We start from the raw sequence: 21260 nt of genomic DNA, 5'->3' as shown, positions 1-21260 counted from the left end.
GTTGCTTCTCTTCGGTCCAGGCGCCCTCATTGCCTTCATTCGCTTGATGACGTATCGGCGGGGACCGGGCGGATGACCTCAGGCGCCGTGGCGGCCCCGCAACGCCGCGTGATCGCGCATTCGGCGGGCGTTCGCCGCCGTCCGGAGGCGGCCCGCCGGCGATCTGGACAGAAACTCGTTTCGCATAACATGATCTCTGCACAGATGTTGATCATGCGTGCGATGGCGGGGTGGCTGGTGTTGCGCTTCGGAGTTCTCGGCCCTCTCCACATACAGAAGGGCGAGGAGCAGGTCACCATCCGTGCGGCCAAGCAGCGCACCGTCCTCGCCCTGCTGCTGATCCATCGGTGCGGAACGGTGCCGACGGAGCGCCTTATCTCCGAGCTCTGGGACCATGACCCGCCGGTGTCAGCGCGCGGGACGCTGCAGTCGCTCGTCTCCCGGCTGCGGCGGTCCCTGGGCGAGGGCCGCGCCGCCGACGGGCGGTTGCTCGTCGGGAACGCCTCCGGCTACGCGTTCGCGCTGCCCGACGACGCGAGCCTGGACCTGCAGGAGTTCGACCAGGCCGTGGCCGGGATCCGGGCCCGCTCGGCCGCCGGTCCGGCGGCGGAACTCGCGGACGGCCTCGCGGACGGCCTCGCGGACGGCCTCGCGGACGACGTTGACCGGGCGCTGGACCTGTGGCGCGGGGAGGCGTTCGCCGATGTCCCGGCGTCGCCGCGGATCGTCGTTGAAAGGGCGCGGCTGGAGGAGGCGCGGCTCGCGCTGTGGGAGACGCGCGCGGACCTCCGGCTCGCTCGTCGGCGCAACGACGAGGTCATCGCCGAGAACACCGCCCTGCTGGCGGACCATCCACTGCGCGAGCGGCTGTGGGAGCAGCTGATGCTGGCCCTCTACCGCAGCGGCCGCCGCCACGAGGCGCTCACGGTCTACGGCGACGCCGAGCGGCTGCTGACCGCGGAGCTGGAGATCGGGCCCGGGGAAGGACTGCGACGGCTCCACGGGCAGGTCCTGGCCGGTTCCGTGCCGCCGGCCGCACCGGAGCCCAGGGCGCCGCGGCTCTCCGCGCCTCCGGCGCAGCTTCCGCCGGCCATCCCCGACTTCACCGGGCGGGAGGAAGAGCTCACCAGGGCGCTGACGGCCCTCGGGCGGGCACCGGCCGGCGGCTCGGCGCCGACGGTCGCGGTGTCGGGCATGGCGGGGGTCGGCAAGACGACCTTCGCGCTGCAGGTCGCCCATCGCCTCAGGGGGAACTTCCCCGACGGGCAGATCTACGTGGACCTGTGGTCGGGGGAGTCGCGGCCGCAGGCGCGGAGCCCGGACGAGGTGGTCCTGCGGTTCCTGCGCGCGATCGGGATGACCGGCCGGGACGTGCCGTCCGATCCCGAGGAGCGGGTGGCGGTGTACCGCAGTGCGCTGGCGAACCGGCGGATCCTGATCGTCATCGACAACGCGACGGACGAGGAGCAGGTGGAGCCCCTCCTGCCGGGCAGCCCGACCTGCGCGGTCCTGGTGACGAGCCGGAGGCCCCTGTCCGGCCTGAGCGGTGCCCGGCACATCGTTCTCGACGTCCTGAGCGCGGGCCAGGCCCTCGACCTCATCGCGAGCGTCGTCGGCCCGGATCGGCTGGCGAGAGAGCCGGCCACGGCGGCCGAGCTCGTCGACCTGTGCGGGCGCCATCCGCTATCGCTGCGGATCTGCTCCAGCCGGCTGGCGGCGCGGCCGCACTGGACGATCGGCACGCTGACGAGACGGCTGCTGGACGAGCGGCTGCGCATCGACGAGCTCGAGTACGGCAGGAAGAGCGTCCGCGCGAGTTTCACGCTGAGCTACGAGGCGCTGGAGGCGCGTGCGCGCCGGCTGTTCTGCCTTCTCAGCCTGGTGGAGGCCGAGGACTTCGCGGCCTGGGTCGCGGCGCCGCTCCTGGACACCACGGTCTCGGAGGGCGAGCATCACCTCGAAGTGCTCGTGGAGAACCAGCTCGTGCAGGTCGCGGGCCGAGACGGCGCCGGCCAGACGCGTTATCGCCTGCACGATCTGATCCATCTCTACAGCGGGGACCTCGCTGAGCGGCACATCCCCGTGGCCGAGCGGCGGGACGCGGTAGCGCGGCTCCTGGGCGCCTGGCTCACGCTCACCGACCGTGGCCACGAGACCAGCTACGGTGCCAATTTCCTGCTGAACCACGGCACCTTCCCGCGATGGCCGCTCGCCCCGGCCTACGTCGGTCAGCTTCTGGCCGACCCCTGGGCGTGGTGGGAGTCCGAGCATCGCTCGCTCGTGGCCATGGTGGCCCAGGCCGCCAGAGCCTGCCTGGACGAGGCGGCCTGGGACCTCGCCGTCACGTCGACGACGCTGTTCGGCACGTACGGGTATCTCGGCGATTGGCAGACCACGCATGAGACGGCCTTCGCCGCGACCGTCCGCAGCGGGAACCGCCGTGGCGAGGCGATCGTCATGAGCCACCTGGCCGGCCTGCGGATCTATCAGCAGCGCCATACGGACGCGCTCGACCTGCTGGCGCCCGCCGCCGACACGCTGGCCCGGTTAGGGGAACGCCGGGCGGAGGCGCTCTGCTATGTCGCGATGGGCATCGCGGAGCGGGGACGGCGTGACCGCCGCAAGGCCCTCTCGCACTTCCATCGCGGCCATGAACTCCTGCGAGGCCGCGGCGACGCCCTCGCCGAGGCCCACGTCCTGCTGCACACCGGGCAGACGCATCTCGCGCTCGGTGATCTGAAGGCCGCCGAGCGGAGCCTTCGCTCGGCCCGCTCCATCGCGCGGTCCGTCGACGGCGGGCCGCTCGAAGGCTATATCGACCACTGGCTCGGCTCGGCCCACCTCGGCAGGCACGATGCGGCCGCGGCCGCCGAGGCGTTCTCCCGTGCGATCACCAGGGTCTCGTCCATCGGTGACGCGCGGGCCGAGGCCCTGGCGCTGCAGGGCCTGGCTCACGCCCACCTGCAGAGCGGCGCGCGGGACACCGCCGAGCATGTCCTCTCCCTGGCCGGCGCGGCCGCCCAGCGCATCCCCGACAGCGCGACCGCGACACGGACGCTCAGCGGCATCGGGCGCCTGCTCACCGATCTGCGAGCGTGAGGTCGCGCCCGGAGCCGCGGGAACCCCTGTCCCAGTGAGGCGCCGTCGTAGCCGCGGTCGGACAGAACGCGAGTGGCGGCCTCCAGAATGCGTTCCACGGTCTGCCGGGAGCGTTCCTGGCGCGGGATCTTCCGGGGTGAAAGCCCAGGTGAGCGGGCCATCGGCGGATACCTTCCAAACGCGACTTGTAAGCGACTCCTTATTCGCGTTTACCTTACAGGGAGAGCCGTGTCGTCAGGAGGGTCGCGCACATGACGGTGACCGATGGGATGCCCAAGAGCCCGTCAGCCGAGAAGGAGGGCACCCGGGAGCCCGTCCCGTTCGGGCCGGGGTCGGTGCTGTGGGACACGATGGGGCTCTACACGTCGGCCATCGCGGGGAACGGCGTGTTCATCCTCCAGGTCATGCACCCCGCGATCGGGACGGTCGTCGACCGGCTGTCCAGCTTCCGCACCGACCCGCTCGGCCGGGCCGCCCGCAGCTTCGCGTCCGTGCAGACCTGGGTGTACGGCGGCGAGACCGCGATCGAGGAGGGCAGGCGGCTGCGCGAGATGCACAAGCCGCTCAGCGCGGTCGACGAGGACGGGAACCGCCACCACGCGCTGTCGGCCGAGCCGTGGGCGTGGGTCCACCTCACCGGCTTCTACGCCGCCGTCACCGCGTCGAGGTACTTCGCGCCCGCGCCGATGACGCCCGAAGAGGAGCAGCAGGTCTTCGACGAGTTCATGAACCTCGGCCGGATCCTGCGGGTGCCCGAGCGGATGCTGCCGAAGACCATCCCGGACTACTGGGACTACTTCGAGGACATGGTCGCGAACACCCTCGTCCCCCACAAGGTGGCGCACGAGGTGCTCGCCCAGATGGGCCAGGTACCGCCCAACGTGCCGGGACCGCTGCGGCCGGCGGTCGCCCCGCTCAGCGCGGCCGGCGGGCGGCTCGGCCGGCTGATCACGGTCGGCACCCTCCCGGCGGAGGCGCGCCGCAAGCTCGGGGTGTCGTGGACCGCGTCGGACGAGCGGCGGCTGAAGGTGGCCGGGCAGCTCATCGGGCGGGGCACGCCGCTGCTGCCCGAGCGCGTCCGCTACATGCCGATCGCCTACCGCGCCCGGCAGGCCGCCCGCGCCCAGGAGCGGCTGGAGCGCACGCTGGCGCAGCGCCCCATGTGACCAGGCCGCGGCCGCCGCCGGGGCGGCCGCCCGAACCGGCCGCACGAACGGCCGCCAAGGAGGTCGATCACCGTGACCGCACCGACCGGGGACCCGCTGTCGCTGCTGGCCGCCGCCGAACCCGCGAGGACCGCGGTCATCGAGGACGACCGGCGCCTCACCTACGCCGAGTTCAACGCGCTGGTGAACCGGTACGCCAACCTGCTGGTGGACCACGACGTCAGGGCGGGCGCCAAGGTCGTCTGGTGCGGCCGCAACAGCACCGAGGTCGTCGCGCTGATCGCCGCGCTGCGCAAGTGCGGCGCGGTCGGCGTCCCGCTCAACTACCGGCTGACCCCGGAGGAGGCGTCCTACGTCATCGAGAACGCCGACGCCGCCCTGGTGGTGTTCGACGCCGAGCAGGCGCCCCAGCTGGAACCGGCGTCCTGGCGGGCCCCGGGCGTCCGCAGGTGGCTCGCCTTCCGCGGGCACGCGCCGGACTGGGCGTCCTCCCTCGACGCCCTGGCCGCGAAGAGCCCGGTGACCGAGCCCGTGCCCCGCGGCGCCGACCCGGTGGCCGGCAGTTCGATGTTCTACACGTCGGGGACGACGGGCAAGCCGAAGGGCGTCGTGCGCGGCGAGATCGACCAGGCGATCGTGCTCGGGCTGGTCGGGGAGATCGGCTTCCAGCCCGGCGACGTCTACCTCACGACCGGCCCGCTCTACCACTCCGGCCCGATGAGCTTCATGCTGATCGTCCAGCTCATGGGCGGGACCGTGGTCGTCATGCGCGACTTCGACCCGGAGCGCTGGCTGGACCTCGTCGAGCGGCACCGGGTGACCACCACGTTCTCCGCGCCGACCCCGGTCCGCCGCGTGCTGGACCTGCCGGACGAGGTTATCGCCCGCCGGGACCTGTCCTCGCTGCAGCGCATGATCGCCAACGCGGCGCCGTGGCCGTTCGAGCTGAAGCGCCGCTACATCGACAAGATCGGCGAGGGATCGCTGTTCGAGGTGTACGGCTCCACCGAACTCGGCGTGGACACCGTGCTGCGTCCCGAGGACCAGCTCCGCAAGCCCGGCAGCTGCGGCCGGGCGGCCCCCGGCGTCGAGATCGCCCTGTTCGACGAGGAGGGCCGGCCCGTCGAGGAGCCGCACGTGCCCGGCGACCTGTACGTGCGCGGCGCCGCCGTCTTCCAGGACTACTACAAGGCCGAGGGCAAGTACCGCGACGCGAGCCGCGGCGAGTGGCTGACGGTCGGCGACATCGCCTACCGCGACGAGGAGGGCTTCTACTACATCTGCGACCGCCGCACCGACATGATCATCTCGGGCGGGGTGAACATCTACCCGGCCGAGATCGAGGCGGTGCTGACCGCGCATCCGGCGGTGGCGGACGCGGCGGTGTTCGGCGTCCCGTCCGACGAGTGGGGCGAGGCGGTGCACGCCGCGGTCGTGCTGCACGACGACGCGGTCACCAACGACGCCGTCACCGACGAGGACCTGCGCGGCTTCTGCCGGGAGCACCTGGCCTCGTACAAGACGCCGCGGGGCTTCGACCGCATCGCGGAGATCCCCCGCAATCCCTCGGGCAAGACGCTGAAGCGCCGCCTCCGCGACCCCTACTGGGAGAACCGGAACACCAGGATCGGCTGACCGCCCGGGGCGGTTCAGGCGGCGAGCAGCCCGGCGGCCGAGAGGAGGCGCATCCAGCGGTCCCTGTGGCGGCCCTTCCGGTCGGTCGCGGTGACCGCGCCGGCTCCGAGCACGCCTTCGACCAGCCGCGGATAGCGCTCGCCGAGGACGTAGTGGTTGAAGAACGTGACGACGTCGTCCGCGAAGTCCTCGCTGTCGATCTCTTCGATGTCGACGTGCTTGTACATGAAGACGTAGTCGTCGGGGTCGACGTAGTAGACGCTGCCGTCGTTCAGGTCCAGCCGGATGGGGCCGCCGCCGTTGATGTCCTCAAGGAGGTCGGCCGGAATCCCGTGCAGTTCCCAGCCGATGACCAGGGGGTCGCCCAGCGGGCAGTTCTCGATCCAGCGCCGCTTCGCCCAGGCGTCCGGGTCCTGGATCTCCTCGGGCTGCCTGAAGCGGAAGTAGTCACCGGCCAGGTGCGAGAACAGCCGGAAGACTTCCGTCACCCCGGCGGGCAGCTCCGGGACGTCCGCCGGCTCCAGGGGCCCCTCGATGGTGACCCCGAAGCCGTGCTCGGTCTCCGTCCGCCGCAGCAGCTCCAGCTTGGCCTCGATCTCGGCCAGCCCCGCGCGCATGTCGTCGTTCATCGGGCCCCCCGGATCCAACGTGGGTGTCACCGGAGATCATGCCCGGACGGTCCGACGTTCCGCGCGCACCGCGGCGGGCGCCGGCCGGACCCCGGCCGGCGCCCGGACGGGTCAGTACTTGATCACGCCGCGGATGTTCTTGCCGTCGCGCATGTCCTGGTAGCCCTTGTTGACCTCGTCGAGGGTGTAGGTGTTGGTGACCAGCTCGTCCAGCTTGAGCTTGCCCTCGTCGTAGAGGCGGAGCAGGCGCGGGATGTCGCGGCGCGGGTTGGCGTTGCCGAAGATGCAGCCGACCAGCTCCTTGCGCTGCATCGCCAGGTCGAACAGGTTCAGCTTGACGTCCTCCTGGAGGATCGGCGCGACGGCGACCACGACGCCGCGGCCGCCCTTGGCGACCATGCTCATCATCGGGTTGATGAGGTCGCCGGTGGCGACGCCGGTGGTGAGGAGGGCCTTGTCGGCGTTCGCGCCCCAGGTGAGCTCGGCGACCTTGGCGGCGGCCTCCTCCATGGACGCGGCGGAGTGGGTGGCGCCGAACTCGGCCGCCTTCTCCCGCTTCCAGTCGACCGGGTCGACGGCGATGACGTGGCGGGCGCCGGCCATGGCCGCGCCCTGCACGGCGTTCATGCCGATGCCGCCGAGGCCGACCACCACGACGCTCTCGCCCGCCTGCACCTGGGCGACGTTGACGGCCGCGCCCCAGCCGGTGGTCACGCCGCAGCCGACCAGCGCGGCCTTGTCGAGCGGGATCCAGTCGTCGATCTTGACGGCGGACGCCTCGTTGACCACCGTGTACGGCGCGAACGTGCCGGTGCAGCACATGGTGCCGAGGTCCTTGCCGCTCTTGGAGTGATGCCGGGCGGTCATGTCGCTGATCTGCCGTCCGGCCAGCAGCACCGCGCCCATGTCGCAGAGGTGCTGCCGTCCCCTCGCGCACGAGGGGCAGCGGCCGCAGGCCGGGACGAACGACAGGACGACATGGTCGCCCTCCTGCAGCGTGGTGACACCGGGACCGACCGCCACCACCTCGCCGGCGCCCTCGTGGCCGCCGATGAGCGGGAACTGCTCCGCGCCCAGCAGCGCCGCGATCTCGTCGCTGAGCACCATGTCCCCGGTGACCACGTGCTCGTCGGAGTGGCACAGGCCGGAGGCGGCGAGTTTGACCTTGACCTCGCCCGCCTTGGGGTCGTCGAGCACGATGTCTTCGACACTCCAGTCGGTGTGCGGTTCCCACAGAATCGCCGCTCGAGTCTCCACTTATGCCTCCTGATGGACGTGCTGGAGCCGGTTGTGCCTCTTGAATACTAGAACTTGATTCGGAACTCCATAGTTCGGCGTATCTCGATCGGTCCGTGACCGCATTCGGTTTCCCCTGGTCGGCGCTCCGCCGGGCCGCCCGCAGCCGCCCGTGGCCGCGCGGCGCCGACCTGGGGGCCTGCGTCCGGCCCTTCTTGCAATATGGTTGCATTTGCTTCTGATGTGCATGAAGTGCCGCTGGTGAAGGGGTGATGGTCGGCGTGCCGAGCGCTACCAGCCGTCGCGGGTTCCTCGGGCTGGCCGGAGCGGCCGGGGCGGTGCTGCTGGGCGCGTGCTCGTCCGGCGGGACGGAGTCCGGCGGGACGCCCCGCCGGGGCGGCGCGGTCCGGGCGGTGTTCCCCGGGTCCGGCGCCAAGGAGACGATGGATCCGCACGCGCAGCGGCAGTTCGTCGACATCGCCCGGCACAAGGCGGTCTTCGACAAGCTGGTCGACCTCGGGCCGACGCTGCGGCCGGTGCCGCGGCTCGCCGAGCGCTGGGAGGCGAACGGCGACGCGACCCTTTGGCGGTTCCACCTGCGCGCCGCCGTGTTCCACGACGGTCACGTGCTGGACGCCGGCGACGTCCTCTACAGCCTCGCCCGCATCCTCGACCCCAAGGGCGTCGACCGCAGGGCGCGGACCTCGCTGGCGGGCATCGACCTCGGGCGCTCCCGGGCCGCCGGCGAGCGGGTCGTGGAGATCGCGCTGAAGCGGCCGAACGCCGAACTGCCCTCGCTGCTCGCCATGACCGGTACCGCCATCGTGCGGCGCGGCTACGCCGACCCGTCGAAGCCGGTCGGCACTGGACCGTTCCGATTCCAGTCGTTCACGGCCGGCCGGTCCTTCACCGGCCGCCGCTTCGACGACCACTGGGAGCGGGGCAGCCAAGCGGTCAGGTTCCGGACGTCCAGCCCCGCCGGTGCGGTGGGGGCGCTCTTACGAAGGCGAACCGGCGTTGTGGCGGCGGGCAGCACGTCCTGGGGTGAACCCTGTGCGGTGACGCGGCCGTCGTCCAGCAGGACGACGTGGTCGACGCAGCGCGCACCATGTCGTGGTCGTGGCTCAGGAGGAGCAGCGCCATGCCGTCGGCGGCCAGGCCGGCGGGTCTCGTCCTCGCCGAGCCCGCCCGCCGCCGCTTCGAGATCCTCGGCGACCCCCGCGACCCGGCACAGGCGAAGGCCGATCGCCCGACCGCGACCCAATGGCACCTGGACGCGCTGCGCGAGCAGGGCTTCACCGAGGCCCGCCAGGTCTGGTGCTCCCACTGCGACGCCCTGACGGCCGCCCTCCGGTAGGCCGCGCCCACCGGTCTTCGGCGGCTCCGCCTAGCGGCCCTCGGCGGCTGCGGCGCGGCGTTCGGCGCCGGTCTCCTCGAAGTAGCCGATGTCGTCACCGGCGATGCGCCCCACGAAGGTGTCGTTGGGCGTGGTCCCCGTGGTGCTGCCCTGGTCCGGGTGGGAGGGGTTGGACTCCCCGCCCACGGCACGCGACCACGCCACCGCCTTGTCGAGCGGTACGTCGGACTCCGGGCCGTTGCGGTGGACGAAGGTTCCCATGGCCTTCCTCACGATCGGTTCGTCCCCGGGCCTACCCCCGCCTGCTCGGCCCATGCGTCCGGGATCCGGGGGCCGTGCGCAGGGCGGCGCCGTGGCAGCGGCCGAGGGGCCTGCGGTTAGATCGAAAATCCCGCGCGGGCGCGGAACTCCGTGTTCGATTGGTCATGGCGCGGGTCCGGGACGGGAGGCGGGTGCCATGGAGGCTCTGCGGTCCGGCGATCCCCGGCGCGTCGGCGGCCACCGGCTGCTGGGCAGGCTCGGCGCCGGGGGCATGGGCCTGGTGTACCTGGGGCGCTCGCCCGGCGGGATGCTGGTCGCGGTCAAGGTCGTCCACCCGCACCTGGTCGAGGACCCCGACTTCCGGGCGCGGTTCCGCCGGGAGGTCGGCGCGGCGCGGGCCGTCAGCGGCGCGTTCACCGCGCCCGTCGTGGACGCCGACCCCGAGGCCGCCCTGCCGTGGCTGGCGACCGCCTACCTGCCGGGCGTCCCGCTGGACCAGGCCGTCCCGCTGCCGGTGCCCGCCGTCCTCGCGCTGGGCGCGGGGCTCGCCGAGGCGCTCGTGTCGATCCACCGCGCGGGGGTCGTGCACCGCGACCTGAAGCCGTCCAACGTCATCCTGGCGCTCGACGGGCCGCGGGTGATCGACTTCGGCATCGCGCACGCCGCGGACGCCGCCGTCGTGACCCGGACGGGCTCCACCGTCGGGTCGCCCGGCTTCATCGCCCCCGAGCAGGCCCGGGGCGCGCCGACCGGCCCGGCCGCCGACGTGTTCTCGCTCGGCGCGGTCCTGGTCTTCGCCGCGACCGGCGTCGGCCCGTACGGGCAGGGGCCGCCGCACGTCCTCATCTACCGGGCCGTCCACGAACGGCCCCGGCTCGACGGCGTCACGGACCTGGCGCTGCGGGCCGTCGTCGAGGCGTGCCTGGAGCCGGACCCGGGCCGCCGCCCGAGCCCCGACGAACTGCTGCGGGGGCTGGCCCCCCACGTGCCGCCGAGCACTGACCTGCACGGCGTCGGCTGGCTGCCCGCCGACCTGGGCGAGCGCATCGCCCAGGCGGGCACCGGCATCCCGGAGCCGCCGCCCACCGGGATCGAGACGGTCGCGGCGCCGGGCCGCCGGCGGTTCCTCGTCGTGGGCGGCGCCGCCGCGGCCGTCGCGCTCGGCACCGGGGGAGTCGCCGCGCTGGTGCGGGTGCTGCGCGAACCGGCCGCCGAGCCCGCCGCGCAGCCCCCCGCCACGTCGCCCGCCGCGTCCGCCGCGCCCCCGCCGATGCGGGACGGCAAGGTCCTGTGGAAGCGCCCGTCCGGCGACGAGTACCTCGTCTCCAGCCCCGTGGTCGCCGGCGGGCAGGTCTTCGTCGGCAGCGAGAAGGGGAACCTGCTGGCGTTCGACGCCAGGACCGGCAAGCCGCGGTGGACGTACCGGGCCGCGCGGCGGATCGTCACGGGCCCGGCCGCCGCGTCGGGCCTCGTCTACGCCCTCTCCCAGGACGGCGTCCTGCACGCGGTCGACGCCCGCACGGGCCGGCTGAAGTGGCAGCGGACGGTCGGGAACACCCAGGCGGACCCCATCGTCGCGGGCGGCCTCGTCTACTGCGGCGGCGACGCCCTCAACGCGCTCGACGCGGCCGGCGGTTCGGTCCGCTGGCGGGGGGCGGGCGCCGGCCGGACCCCGGCCGCCGCCGGAGGCGCCGTCTACGTCCCCGGCGAGAAGAAGCTCGTCGCCTACGACGCGTCCACCGGCCGGGCCCGCTGGACCTACCCCTCGCCCGGCGGCGTCCAGGACGCCGCGGCGGCGAACGGCCTCGTCTGCTTCGCCGACTTCCAGGGCGAGAAGGTCCACGCGGTCGACGCCCGCACCGGCAAGCGCCGCTGGACGTTCGACATCGGCGAGACCGCCACCTCCCGGCCCGTGATCACGGACCGGGCGGTGTACGCCGCCGACTACGGCGGCAAGGTGTCCGCCCTCGACCCGGCCACCGGGACCATGCGGTGGCAGGCCCAGCTCGAAGGCCAGATCCAGGACAACCCGGTCATGGCGGGCGGCACGCTGTACGTTCCGAGCGGGATCTACTCCGACGGCGGCGTGTACGCGGTGGACGCCGCCACCGGCCGCAAGCTGTGGCGGTTCCAGGCGGACGAGGGCGTCGAGTCGAGCCCGGCCGTCGCCGGCGGGATCGTGTACACCGGCTGCAAGGACGGCTACCTGTACGCACTCGACGCGCGCGGTGGCTCGGGCACCGCGACCGGCTGAGAACGGAGAGCGATGTCCGCGACACGTCCGGGGGACCCGCGGCAGGTCGGGCCCTACCGCGTCGTCGGCAGGCTGGGCGCGGGCGGCATGGGCCAGGTCTTCCTCGGCCGGTCGCCCGCGGGCCGCACGGTCGCCGTCAAGGTCATCCACCCGGCCATGGCGGAGGACGGCGACTTCAAGGCGCGGTTCCGGCGCGAGATCACCGCGGCCCGCGCCGTCGGCGGCGGCTACACAGCCCCGGTGGTCGACGCCGACCCCGACGCCTCACCGCCCTGGCTGGCGACCACGTACCTGCGCGGCATGTCCCTCCAGGACGCCGTCGCGGCGCACGGGCCGCTGCCCCCGCCGGCCGTGCGGGCGCTCGGTGCGGGGCTCGCGGAGGCGCTGCGGTCGATCCACGCCGCCGGGATCGTGCACCGCGACCTGAAGCCGTCCAACGTGATGCTCACGCCCGAGGGGCCGCGCGTCATCGACTTCGGCCTCGCCCGCCCGAGCGAGGCCACGACCCTGACGCGGACCGGCGCGACCCTCGGTACCCCCGCCTATATGTCCCCGGAGCAGGCGTCCGGCCTGCCGGCCGGGCCGCCGAGCGACGTCTTCTCGTTCGGCTCCGTGCTGACCTACGCGGCCACCGGCACCGGCCCGTTCGGGGTGGGCGCCCTGCACGAGATGGTGTACCGGGTCATGCACCTGCCGCCCTACCTGGACGCCGTGCCCGACCCCGGCCTGCGCGCGCTGATCGCGGCCTGCATGGAGAAGGACCCGGACCGCCGTCCCGGCACCGACCGGCTGCTGGCGGAGCTGTCCGCCGATCCCGCCGCCGCTCCGCAGGGCACGCACTGGCTCCCGCCGCAGGTCGCGCACGACGTCGCACAGCGGGGGGAGGCGACCGTCCCCGGCGGTCCCAGCCGCCGCCGGCTGCTCGCCATCGGCGCGGCCGGCGTCGCCTTCACCGCGCTGGCGGCGGGCGGCACCGGAGCCACGTTCCTGATGCGCCGCGGCGACGACCCGGTCCGCTGGACGTTCGCGCTGCCCGGCGGCATGTACGTCCGGACGCGGCTGGTCGCGCACGGCGGCGCCGTGTTCGCGTTCGGCTCCGCCGGGCTGTCCGGCGCGACGTTCGCGATCGACGCCCGGACCGGGAAGCAGAAGTGGCGCGGGAGCTTCACGGCCGCCCGCGACTCGGCGGCGGCCCTGCTCGACGGGAGGGGCTTCCTCTACGACTCGTCCGGCAACCTGCTGACCGGGTTCGAGCTGGCGACGGGCAAGACCCTGTGGACCGAGCAGCTCAGGACGTTCGGGCTCGCGCCCTCCCCGGTCGCCGGCTCCGGCGTCGTCTGCCTCACCGGCAGCGGCGGCACCGGCGAGTACGGCCTGTACGGGTACGACGCCGCGACCGGCCGGCCCCGCTGGCGGTACCGCGCGGACGACCTGCTGCAGAGCCGGGCGGTGCTTTCGGGTGACACGTGCTACTTCGGCACGCGGAAGGGTTTCGTCTACGGCGTGGACGTCACCACCGGCAACGCCCGCTGGCAGCGGCGGACGGGCGGGCCCGCCACCACGACGCCGATGGTGGCGGGCGACGTGGTGGCCGTCCTCACCGGGGACGGCGCCGTCCTCGGCCTCGACGCGGCCACCGGGCGGCAGCGCTGGCGCACCGACCTCGGGGACGACGCGGCGACCGACGCCCCCGAGGGGCTCCCGGTCGGCGTCGCCGGCGGCCTCGCCTTCGTCGGCGGCCCGAACGGCACCCTGCACGCCATCGAACCGGCGACCGGACGCGTCCGCTGGAAGCGGCCGGGCGCGGGCGCCTCCGAGCGCGGCGGATCGCGCGGCTTCTCGATCCCGTCCGTGGGCGGCGGGCTGGCGGTGGTCACCGACGACGAGGGACGGGTCGCCGCCCTGGACGCCGCCACCGGCGAACCCCGCTGGGAACGCGGCGTCGACAAGGGCCTCGGCGAACGGCCGCTGATCTCCGGATCCCTGGTCTATTACGGCGCGGTCGGCGGCATGTCGGTCTTCGACCTGGCGTCCGGCCGCACCCGCTACCGGTTCGAGTTCGAGGACGTCCAGCGCGTGGTGGGTTCCACGCAGCACTACACCGCGGCGGGCGGAACGGTGTACTGCGTCGTGGACAACGCCGTTGTGCAGGCAATTCGCCCCGAGGCGTAAAGGTCCCCTCCAAGGGAGCGGGCACCGTTGTCCCCCGTGCGAGCTACAGGCGATTGTCCACCGCACGGTGATGATCCGGCTACCGTCCGGTCAATAGCGTTCTCCACGTGCACGCGGCACCCCCGCGACTCGGACCCGCGCGATTCCCCCCGCCATTCGCATTCGCGCCAATTCTTGGAGGACACGATGTTCCGCGATTACCGGGCTCCCGCCGGGGTCGCGCTGGCGTCCGCCGCCGTCGCCGGGCTCGCCGGCTGCGACGAGGTCACGGACGCGGCGGCGTCCCCGTCCCCCGCCGGAAGCACCGCCGCCGGGCAGGGCGCCGGCGGCGACCTGCTCACCGGCAACCAGAAGATCGACGTCGGGGGCAAGGCGGTGAACGTGTCCTGTGCGGGCCGGCCGGGCGCCAGGAGACCGTCAAGACCTACGTCTCGCGCATCCTCGCCAAGCTGGACCTGCGCGACCGCTTCCAGGCGGTCGTCTACGCCTACCGCAACGGCCTGGTGACCTGAGCGTGCGGCGTCACGCGTAGGGGCGGACGACGGCCACCGGGCCGCGGGCGTGGTGGAGCACGCCGTGGCTCACCGATCCCAGCGGGATGAGGCGCTCCCGGGAGCCGACGACCAGGCCGGCGTTCGCGGACGCGGTCGCCAGCGCGTCGACCGGGTGGCCGATGAAGACCTCCTCACCGGCCTTGACGTCCGGGTAGCGCTCCCGCCACGGCGCCAGGACGGAGGTCAGGCGCTCGCGAGCGGCCTCGGTCGCGTCCCGCCGGTCCACCCGGGCCTCGACGGCCGGCGGTGCGGGCTGCCGGACGTGCACCACGCGCAGCGGGGCCTCGCGGGCGGCGGCGGTGGCGAAGGCGTACGTTCTGGTCCTGGACGACCTCGGTCTCGACGGCGAGCCCTGGCTGCCGGCGCAGCGCGAGGACCTCGGCGTCCCGCAGGATCCGCTCGCCCGCCCCGGTGAGCTCCTCGACGATGCCGTCGGTCGTGCGCCCGGGGACGTCCAGGATGGCCGTCTCCACGACGTGCACGAGGCGCAGTGACCTGCCGGTGCGCGCCGCTTCGTCGGCGGCCCAGATGACGGCGAGGTCGGAGGGGGCGGAGCCGTCGGCTCCGACGAGGATGGTTCTTCGTTCCGCGGACATTTCCTCCTCCTTTATTGAGGTGTATACGGTGAGTGTCCGCGAAGTGCGCGACGAGGGTTGTTCGGACGCTAATCCCGTCAATATGAGTGTCCATCAGAAATTCGCGGGCGAAGAGAGACCTTGGTCCCTTGGCCGGCCGCCGTTGGTCCCTTTCGAGCGGGCGAGGAAAAGGTAAAGCGCGTACCTGATCACGTCGCGCGGCACGCGGCCGATCGGGGCGGCCGTGCGGCGGCGGCATGCGGCCGAACCCGTCGTGATCACGCCGCGCGGTCTTGATCACGATTGAGTTGCGGAACGGTACGCGTTTCTTGCCGCTATAGATCCCTTTTCATAGGTTCGTGCAAACGGGGGCAAAGGTCCTTGTCAGGCCGTCGTCCGCCACGCTTGAGACCCGAGCCGGGCGGGCACGGCACCTATCTCCACGAGGAGACACCATGTCCGAGGTCAAACGCCGCGACCTGCTGGCCGGAGCCGCGGCCTTCGCCGGGTTCGCGACCGTCGGCCTGCTCCCCGGCACCGCCGCCGCCGCGACCCGGCAGCGCCCCGGCGCCGCCCTGCCGCCCTCCCTCTCCGTCGGCGACCGGGCCGTGGTCGCCCGGGTCGACGCCCGCCGGGCGCTGCGGCACCTCAAGGTGCTCAGCGACGAGATCGGCTGGCGCATCGCCGGCACGCGGTCCGAGCACCGCGCCGCCCGCTACATCGCCGGAACCCTGCGCGAACTCGGCTACAAGGTCGAACTGCAGCCCTTCCCGGTCGCCGACAAGTACCTCGCGGAGATCCGCGCCCGCGGCGAGCGGCTCTGGCAGGCCAGCGCGGCGCCGCAGGGCGCCGTCGGCTCGGTGGAGGGCAAGGTGGTGGACGCCGGCCGCGTCACCGAGGTGACCGGCGACGTGCGGGGCAAGCTGGTGCTGTTCGACCGGGTGACCGGCATGGAGACCCAGCAGGCCAAGGCCGCCGCGGGGGCGGGCGCCAAGGCCGCGCTCATCGTCAACGCGCGCTCGGAGACCTACCCGGAGCGCAAGCCCGGCTCGTTCACCCCGAACCTGGGGGAGCAGGTCGCGATCCCGGTGCTGGGCCTGGCCGAGTACCACGGCGAGCGGATCCGCGCGGGCGCCCGGCGGCTGTCGTTCGAGGTCACGCACCACTCGGGGCTGACCTCGTACAACGTCCTGGCCGAGCGGAAGGCGACGCTGCCCAACCCCGAGGGCAAGGCCGTCATCGTCAGCGCGCACTACGACAGCGTCCCCGGCTCGCCCGGCGCCAACGACGACGGCAGCGGGACGGTGCTGTGCCTGGAGTTGGCGCGCGTCCTGCGGCGGCTGCCCACCCAGCAGGCGATCCGCATCTGCCTGTGGGGCTCGGAGGAGTACGGCCTGATCGGCGCCCGGCACTACGTGCGGGAACTCGACGAGGCGGGCGTCGCGCAGATCACCGGCTGCTTCCAGAACGACATGGTCGCCACCAGCCATCCGCCCGCGGGCACCTACTGGCTGCTGTCCGTGGACGGCGCCGACAACACCACCACGGCCGCGGTGAACGCCGCCGCGGGCCGCCTCGGCTACACCGGGCAGGTCCAGGGCCCCACCGCCCGCGGCTCCAGCGACCACGAGGCGTTCTACGAGCGCGGCATCGCGGCGGGCAACTTCAGCTGGCGCGGCGACGAGGCGCCCAGCCAGCTCGAACCGATCTACCACACCCCCGAGGACACGATCGCCCAGAACATCAGCTTGAAGCGGCTCCAGGTGTCGCTCGAACTGGTCGGCTGCGCCGCGTACGACGTGGCGCGCCGCAAGTAGCGCACGCGCACCACGGCGGAAAACGAACGTGCCCGCCGCTCCGGGGAGACCCCGGGGCGGCGGGCACGCCCGCGCTGTCGCGTGTCAGGCGGGAACGATGTTCTCCGCCTGCAGGCCCTTCTGGCCCTGGGTGACGTCGAACGACACCTTCTGGCCCTCCTGGAGCTCACGGAAGCCCTGGGCCGCGATGTTGGAGTAGTGGGCGAAGACGTCGGCGCCGCCGCCGTCCTGCTCGATGAAGCCGAAGCCCTTTTCCGCGTTGAACCACTTAACGGTACCGGTGGCCATATTCGTTTCCTTCTGGGTCTATCCCGGCCGCGCACCGTGCGCGACCGAAACGCCGCGATGGCCCATCCGGAAGATCCAGAACAACAAAAAATGCGCCTGAGGTCAGATCCGACAGGCGCACGAAAATGTCTATGGGAACCGCAACTAGTAGTCACGGTACCACATGATTCGCGGTACGGACCGGGGCGTGTCGGATTTCCGTTCCCGCCCGGGTCACGCCCGCGAGGCGCCCGGCGGCCAGAGCGGGATGACGTCCGCGTCCGCGGGGTTCCGCGGGACGGCCGCGCGCCGGTCCTCGGCGAGCTGGACGAGGCGGGCGGCGGTGTCGGCGAACAGCAGCAGCTGCCGGGCGGTGGACGGGCTGCACGGCGCCGCCCCGGGCGGGCCGAGGGCGGCGAGCACCCCGCGCGTCGCCTCCCCGGTGTCCAGCGGCAGGATCAGGATCGGGCCGGCCGGCAGCGCGCTGAGGGTCTGGTCGGCGACGATCCGGGCGGACAGCGCCCGGTGCGAGCTGAACACCCGGCCGAGCATCGACCGCCCGCGCCGCACCGTCAGCCCGCGCACCCGCTCGCTCCCGGCGCCGACCGCGACCTCGACGCGCAGCATGAGGGCGTCCTCGGCGGGCAGGGCGATGAACGCCAGCGGCACGGCCGCCATGGCGCGCGCCTGCTCCGCCACCAGGGTCAGCAGGCCGTGCAGCGGCGTCCCGTCGCGGACCGCCGTCATCAGCTCGAACGAGGCCGCGAGGCGCCGGGCGTCCTCCGCGCCGCTGGGCGGCCCCCAGGCGCCGGGCCGCAGGTCGTCACCGGTCATGCCCGCACCTCGCTCCCCGGCTCGAACCGGGCCCCGGCGCGGCGGCGGGCCGGGCGGCGGCATCCGGCGGGGGGAGGGCGGGGAGGTGCGGAGGTGTCACGGCGGCGGACCCCGTCTGGCCCGGTGGCGGGCCGAGAGGCGAGAAACCGGGGAGACGCGGGCACGGCCGCCCGCGATGGGAACTCCTGGTCACCGCGAGTCTACGCGCCGGGCCGTCCACGTGCCGTGACGTAGACTGGCGGGCCCCGAGGGCATCCCGCGCGCCGGCGGTCCTGCCGCGCCGTCCCCGGCGGTACACGAACCGGTCCCGTACGGACCGAGAATGGGGCCCATCCATGGCCCGTGAAGCAGTACGGCTCGCCTCCCCGGACGCAAAGCCCGCGATCACACTCTCCGTGACCTCGCTCTCCGCGTCCGCACCTCCCGACACCGCACCGGCCGACACCGCACCGGCCGACACCGCAGCTGCCGACACCGCGGCCCCGGAAACCGCGGCATCGCCGCGGCCGCGCGTGCGCCTCGTCCCGAGCGGCACCGGCCGCGGGGTCCTGGACGGCGGCTGGTGGCCCCGGTCCCGCGACACCGCCGCCGAGCTCACCGAGCTCCTGACCGCCCTGGCCGGGCCGGGCGGCGCCCCGGCCAGCCTGGTGACCATCGACTTCTACGACTGGGACGAGATCCCCCTCCGCATCACCGTGCGGGGGCGCGAGATCCGGGTGGGCTGGCTGGCCCACCTCGACCACGTCGTCGCGGTCACCCGCGGGCAGGCGGACCCGCTCCTGCTCCTCGTCGTCCCGCCCGGCGCGGCGCCGGCGTCGGCCGAGGCCGCATTGGCCAGGTCCGCCATCGAGACCGGGGACATGATGCCGCAGGAGATCCTGGCCTCCTGCGACATCTCCACCGAGCGTGTCTGAACCGCCCGCCGCCGGGGACAACACGGACAGCGACACCGGACGTGCTTCCCGATCGGAGAGCGAAGTGACCGCGTTCACCCAGCACGACGCCGACGACGACCCGGGGACGGGCCTGCGGGTCGCCCGATGCCGGCTGCCGGGCGGCCGCGCCGCGGCCGGCCAGGTCCGCCGGACGGTCCACGGCGCACTGCACGGGTGGGGTCTCGGTCCCGTGGCCGGCGACCTCACCGACCATCTGACGGCCCTCGTCCAGGAGTTCCTGGCCCGCACCGCCTCGCGGGCCCGCGGCCCGATGCGCGGCCCGATCGACCTGCGGCTGGAGCTGCGGGCGTCCGCGCGGCTCCTGCTCGGGGAGATCCACGACGCGGCGCCGGAACCGGTGCCCGAGGCGCCCGGCCGAGGCATCGTGGCCCTCACCTATGGGCGCCGCCCGGCGCGCGACGGCACCCGGTACATCCACTCCTTCACCTGGTGGCACCAGGACGCGGTCACCGCGGACGGGTGAACCGCCCCGGGCGGGACCGGCGCGCGGAGGCGGGGCGGCGCGTCCCTACACGGGTTCGCTGACCCAGTGCCAGCCGTCGCCGTCGTGCCGCGCGCGGACGAGCTGCGCGCCGCCGGTTCGGCCGAGTTCGGCGACGGTCCGGATCAGCCGGCGATGGAAGTCGTCGGGCGGGCGCGGGTCGGCCGAGCCCTCCAGGAGGGTCACGCTGACCCTCGCCTCGTCGCGGAGCTGCGCGGTCAGCCGCCCGGTCTCGTCCAGGCGGAGCACCACGATCATGTCGGCGCGGACCATGTCCTGCCCCCCGCCGGCCTCGATCCAGACCTCGGGGACCGTCCCGCTCATGGATCTCATCTCCTCGCCTCCGGCCGCGGCGGCGCGGCCCTCATCCGCGGGCGCCGCCGGGCGTAGCGGGGTTCGTCCTGCCCGCGCCGCGCCGGTGGAAACCCGGGCGGCCGGGCACAGTAGAGAACATTTCCGGTTGACTTAGTAGGAAATCGCCGCCATGCTTGGCCGCATGCACTCGGGGTTCTCTCTGTGGACGCGGCCGCACGTCGATCTCGGCCGGCTGTCGAGCGGCCTGTGTCCGTGCGCGGCGTCCCAGCCGCGCACGGCGCGCAATCCACTGGACACAGGGAGAGGAACGACGGATGGCGAACACGATCGCCCCGGTGCGGGACACGGTGGCCGGGGCGCTGGCCGCGACCGTGACGGAACTCGCCGAGAACCCCGGCGCATGGCTGCCGCGGGTGCGGCTGAGCCCGGCCGGCCGCTGGTACGAGCGGCTGCACCACGACGGTGACCGGGAGATCTGGCTGATCAGCTGGCTGCCCGGCCAGAGCACCGGGCTGCACGACCACGGCGGCTCGCGCGGCGCGTTCGCGGTGGCGCTGGGCGGCCTGCAGGAGCGGGACCTCGGCGCGGTGCGGGACGTGGGTCCGGGGACGGTCCGCACGTTCGGGGCCGACTACGTCCACGAGGTGCGCAACGTCTCCGCCGCCCCGGCGGTCAGCGTGCACGCCTACTCCCCGCCGCTGGCGACCATGAACCGCTACGACCTCGCCGACGGCCGGCTGGTGCGGCTCGCGACCGAGGACGCGGGCCAGTGGTGACGCCGCCGCCCGCGCGGCTCGTCACGCTGGTCGGCAACCCCCGGCCGAAGTCGCGGACCCGCGCCCTCGCCGTGCTGGCCGCCGAGGCCGTCGGCGCCCGGCTCGGCCCGGTGGACCGCGAGGTCGTCGACCTGTCGGCGCTCGCGGCGGGGCTGGGCTCGGCCGCGGCCCCCGCCGCGCTGCAGGCGGCGGAGCGGACGGTCCAGGACGCCGACGTCCTGGTGGTGGCCAGCCCGACCTACAAGGGCACCTACACCGGCCTGCTGAAGACCTTCCTGGACCGCCTCCCCGGTGGCGCGCTGGCCTCGGCCGTCGCGCTCCCGCTGATGGTCATGGGCGACGCCCGCCACGCGCCGGCCGTCGAAGTCCACCTGCGCCCGCTGCTCGCGGAGCTCGGCGCCTCCGTCCCGACCCCCGGTGCCGTGGTCCCGGAGAACCGGATCGAGCAGGCCGGCGAGCTCCTGGACGCCTGGGCCGCCCAGGTCGCGCCGCAGGTGGCCGGGCTGCTCGCCGCGAGGGCCACCACCACCTCCTGACCGGTCTCTCCCCCCGACCGCCTTCTCCCGAAGGACCTGCTCACGAAGGACCTGGAGCCCCCATGTCCACATCGTCCGTAGACCTCGCGCGCCCGGCCTCCGGGGCGCGCCCCCGACTCCCCGCACTCCCGCGGCCCCGCATCGGGCCGCAAGTCCTCAGCCCGCTGGCGCTGCTGGCGCTGTGGCAGCTCGCGAGCAGCACGGGCGCCCTGCCCGAGCGGCTGCTGGCGTCCCCCGCGACGGTCGCCGCGACCGCGGTGACCGGACCTGGCGAAGTCCCGGATGGTCTGCTGCTGCGGCACCGACGCGCCCGCCCGCAGCCACCGCTCGCCGGCGCGCC

At 73.7% G+C, this 21260-nt stretch carries 18 protein-coding genes and 3 pseudogenes; 13 read left to right on the top strand and 8 right to left on the bottom strand.

Annotated features, from left to right (window positions below; all coding sequences use genetic code 11):
- The first annotated feature begins 204 nt into the window (after positions 1–204).
- From IEZ03_RS31370 to IEZ03_RS31360, 3 genes are all read left to right on the top strand, one after another.
- A complete protein-coding gene (locus IEZ03_RS31370; protein ID WP_184889685.1) occupies positions 205–3099 on the top strand; it encodes an AfsR/SARP family transcriptional regulator in 2895 nt (964 codons plus the stop codon).
- Positions 3100–3350: 251 nt separating this feature from the next.
- Entirely contained in the window at positions 3351–4265 is a 915-nt protein-coding gene (locus IEZ03_RS31365; RefSeq protein WP_229808698.1) for an oxygenase MpaB family protein, read from the top strand.
- A 72-nt stretch (positions 4266–4337) separates the two neighbouring features.
- Positions 4338–5900 carry an AMP-binding protein gene (locus tag IEZ03_RS31360; protein ID WP_184889683.1) on the top strand — a complete coding sequence of 521 codons (1563 nt, stop codon included), beginning with the start codon at positions 4338–4340 and terminating at the stop codon, positions 5898–5900.
- A 14-nt stretch (positions 5901–5914) separates the two neighbouring features.
- Here the strand turns inward: IEZ03_RS31360 and IEZ03_RS31355 are convergent, their stop codons facing one another.
- Together IEZ03_RS31355 and IEZ03_RS31350 are read right to left on the bottom strand one after the other, a co-directional pair.
- Positions 5915–6529 (bottom strand): hypothetical protein, encoded by a 615-nt coding sequence (locus IEZ03_RS31355; RefSeq protein WP_184889681.1) that lies wholly within the window; start codon positions 6527–6529, stop codon positions 5915–5917.
- Positions 6530–6640: 111 nt separating this feature from the next.
- Positions 6641–7786, bottom strand: coding sequence for an NDMA-dependent alcohol dehydrogenase (locus tag IEZ03_RS31350; protein WP_184889679.1), 1146 nt, complete (start codon positions 7784–7786; stop codon positions 6641–6643).
- A 260-nt stretch (positions 7787–8046) separates the two neighbouring features.
- On the opposite strand from IEZ03_RS31350, the gene IEZ03_RS38300 reads away from it, so the two are divergent.
- A complete protein-coding gene (locus tag IEZ03_RS38300) occupies positions 8047–9105 on the top strand; it encodes an ABC transporter substrate-binding protein (protein ID WP_221480926.1) in 1059 nt (352 codons plus the stop codon).
- A gap of 47 nt (positions 9106–9152) precedes the next feature.
- Here IEZ03_RS38300 and IEZ03_RS31340 read toward each other — a convergent pair whose 3' ends face one another.
- On the bottom strand, positions 9153–9383 hold the full coding sequence (locus tag IEZ03_RS31340; protein WP_184889677.1) for a hypothetical protein: 231 nt from the start codon (positions 9381–9383) through the stop codon (positions 9153–9155).
- A 196-nt stretch (positions 9384–9579) separates the two neighbouring features.
- Here IEZ03_RS31340 and IEZ03_RS31335 point away from each other — a divergent pair, with 196 nt between their 5' ends.
- The 3 genes and pseudogenes from IEZ03_RS31335 to IEZ03_RS31325 form a co-directional block, all read left to right on the top strand.
- Positions 9580–11637 (top strand): serine/threonine-protein kinase, encoded by a 2058-nt coding sequence (locus IEZ03_RS31335; RefSeq protein ID WP_184889675.1) that lies wholly within the window; start codon positions 9580–9582, stop codon positions 11635–11637.
- Between the two features lie 12 nt (positions 11638–11649).
- Positions 11650–13809, top strand: a complete 2160-nt coding sequence (locus tag IEZ03_RS31330; protein WP_184889673.1) for a serine/threonine-protein kinase — start codon at positions 11650–11652, stop codon at positions 13807–13809.
- 410 nt (positions 13810–14219) lie between these two features.
- Positions 14220–14321: pseudogene (locus IEZ03_RS31325) on the top strand (LuxR C-terminal-related transcriptional regulator); the annotation flags it as partial.
- A gap of 10 nt (positions 14322–14331) precedes the next feature.
- On the opposite strand, the gene IEZ03_RS38295 reads toward IEZ03_RS31325, so the two are convergent.
- Complete coding sequence (locus IEZ03_RS38295; RefSeq protein WP_229808697.1) at positions 14332–14631, bottom strand: universal stress protein; 300 nt, start codon at positions 14629–14631, stop codon at positions 14332–14334.
- A gap of 112 nt (positions 14632–14743) precedes the next feature.
- Positions 14744–14959: pseudogene (locus tag IEZ03_RS38920) on the bottom strand (universal stress protein); the annotation flags it as partial.
- Between the two features lie 434 nt (positions 14960–15393).
- Between IEZ03_RS38920 and IEZ03_RS31315 the strand changes: the two are divergent.
- A complete protein-coding gene (locus tag IEZ03_RS31315; RefSeq protein WP_184889671.1) occupies positions 15394–16755 on the top strand; it encodes a M28 family peptidase in 1362 nt (453 codons plus the stop codon).
- A gap of 84 nt (positions 16756–16839) precedes the next feature.
- Here the strand turns inward: IEZ03_RS31315 and IEZ03_RS31310 are convergent, their stop codons facing one another.
- A complete protein-coding gene (locus tag IEZ03_RS31310) occupies positions 16840–17043 on the bottom strand; it encodes a cold-shock protein (RefSeq protein WP_067460243.1) in 204 nt (67 codons plus the stop codon).
- A 213-nt stretch (positions 17044–17256) separates the two neighbouring features.
- Positions 17257–17856, bottom strand: a complete 600-nt coding sequence (locus IEZ03_RS31305; RefSeq protein ID WP_184889669.1) for a hypothetical protein — start codon at positions 17854–17856, stop codon at positions 17257–17259.
- A 335-nt stretch (positions 17857–18191) separates the two neighbouring features.
- On the opposite strand from IEZ03_RS31305, the gene IEZ03_RS31300 reads away from it, so the two are divergent.
- A complete protein-coding gene (locus tag IEZ03_RS31300; RefSeq protein ID WP_184889666.1) occupies positions 18192–18770 on the top strand; it encodes a DUF5994 family protein in 579 nt (192 codons plus the stop codon).
- 64 nt (positions 18771–18834) lie between these two features.
- Positions 18835–19275 carry a hypothetical protein gene (locus tag IEZ03_RS31295; RefSeq protein WP_184889664.1) on the top strand — a complete coding sequence of 147 codons (441 nt, stop codon included), beginning with the start codon at positions 18835–18837 and terminating at the stop codon, positions 19273–19275.
- A gap of 45 nt (positions 19276–19320) precedes the next feature.
- On the opposite strand, the gene IEZ03_RS31290 is transcribed toward IEZ03_RS31295, so the two are convergent.
- Positions 19321–19617, bottom strand: a complete 297-nt coding sequence (locus IEZ03_RS31290) for a hypothetical protein (RefSeq protein ID WP_184889662.1) — start codon at positions 19615–19617, stop codon at positions 19321–19323.
- Positions 19618–19922: 305 nt separating this feature from the next.
- Here IEZ03_RS31290 and IEZ03_RS31285 point away from each other — a divergent pair, with 305 nt between their 5' ends.
- The 3 genes and pseudogenes from IEZ03_RS31285 to IEZ03_RS31275 form a co-directional block, all read left to right on the top strand.
- A complete protein-coding gene (locus tag IEZ03_RS31285) occupies positions 19923–20384 on the top strand; it encodes a cysteine dioxygenase (RefSeq protein ID WP_184889660.1) in 462 nt (153 codons plus the stop codon).
- The gene (locus IEZ03_RS31280; protein ID WP_229808695.1) at positions 20378–20920 is read left to right on the top strand and encodes an NADPH-dependent FMN reductase; all 543 of its coding nucleotides are present in this window, start codon (positions 20378–20380) and stop codon (positions 20918–20920) included. Before IEZ03_RS31285 ends, IEZ03_RS31280 begins: the two co-directional genes overlap by 7 nt.
- A 62-nt stretch (positions 20921–20982) precedes the next feature.
- Positions 20983–21260 (top strand): annotated as a pseudogene (locus IEZ03_RS31275) (ABC transporter permease); the annotation flags it as partial.

The organism is Actinomadura livida, from assembly GCF_014648675.1.
GTDB lineage: Bacteria > Actinomycetota > Actinomycetes > Streptosporangiales > Streptosporangiaceae > Spirillospora > Spirillospora livida.
This window is presented reverse-complemented; position numbering and strand designations above follow the sequence as displayed.

Excerpts from the sequence above, each read along its gene's own strand:
- IEZ03_RS31315 (WP_184889671.1), top strand. The coding sequence starts at position 15,394 with ATGTCCGAGGTCAAACGCCGCGACCTGCTGGCCGGAGCCGCGGCCTTC.
- IEZ03_RS31310 (WP_067460243.1), bottom strand. The coding sequence starts at position 17,043 with ATGGCCACCGGTACCGTTAAGTGGTTCAACGCGGAAAAGGGCTTCGGC.
- IEZ03_RS31290 (WP_184889662.1), bottom strand. The coding sequence starts at position 19,617 with ATGAGCGGGACGGTCCCCGAGGTCTGGATCGAGGCCGGCGGGGGGCAG.
- IEZ03_RS31330 (WP_184889673.1), top strand. The coding sequence starts at position 11,650 with ATGTCCGCGACACGTCCGGGGGACCCGCGGCAGGTCGGGCCCTACCGC.
- IEZ03_RS31365 (WP_229808698.1), top strand. The coding sequence starts at position 3,351 with ATGACGGTGACCGATGGGATGCCCAAGAGCCCGTCAGCCGAGAAGGAG.
- IEZ03_RS31340 (WP_184889677.1), bottom strand. The coding sequence starts at position 9,383 with ATGGGAACCTTCGTCCACCGCAACGGCCCGGAGTCCGACGTACCGCTC.
- IEZ03_RS31355 (WP_184889681.1), bottom strand. The coding sequence starts at position 6,529 with ATGAACGACGACATGCGCGCGGGGCTGGCCGAGATCGAGGCCAAGCTG.
- IEZ03_RS31285 (WP_184889660.1), top strand. The coding sequence starts at position 19,923 with ATGGCGAACACGATCGCCCCGGTGCGGGACACGGTGGCCGGGGCGCTG.
- IEZ03_RS31335 (WP_184889675.1), top strand. The coding sequence starts at position 9,580 with ATGGAGGCTCTGCGGTCCGGCGATCCCCGGCGCGTCGGCGGCCACCGG.
- IEZ03_RS31370 (WP_184889685.1), top strand. The coding sequence starts at position 205 with ATGTTGATCATGCGTGCGATGGCGGGGTGGCTGGTGTTGCGCTTCGGA.
- IEZ03_RS31300 (WP_184889666.1), top strand. The coding sequence starts at position 18,192 with ATGGCCCGTGAAGCAGTACGGCTCGCCTCCCCGGACGCAAAGCCCGCG.
- IEZ03_RS31305 (WP_184889669.1), bottom strand. The coding sequence starts at position 17,856 with ATGACCGGTGACGACCTGCGGCCCGGCGCCTGGGGGCCGCCCAGCGGC.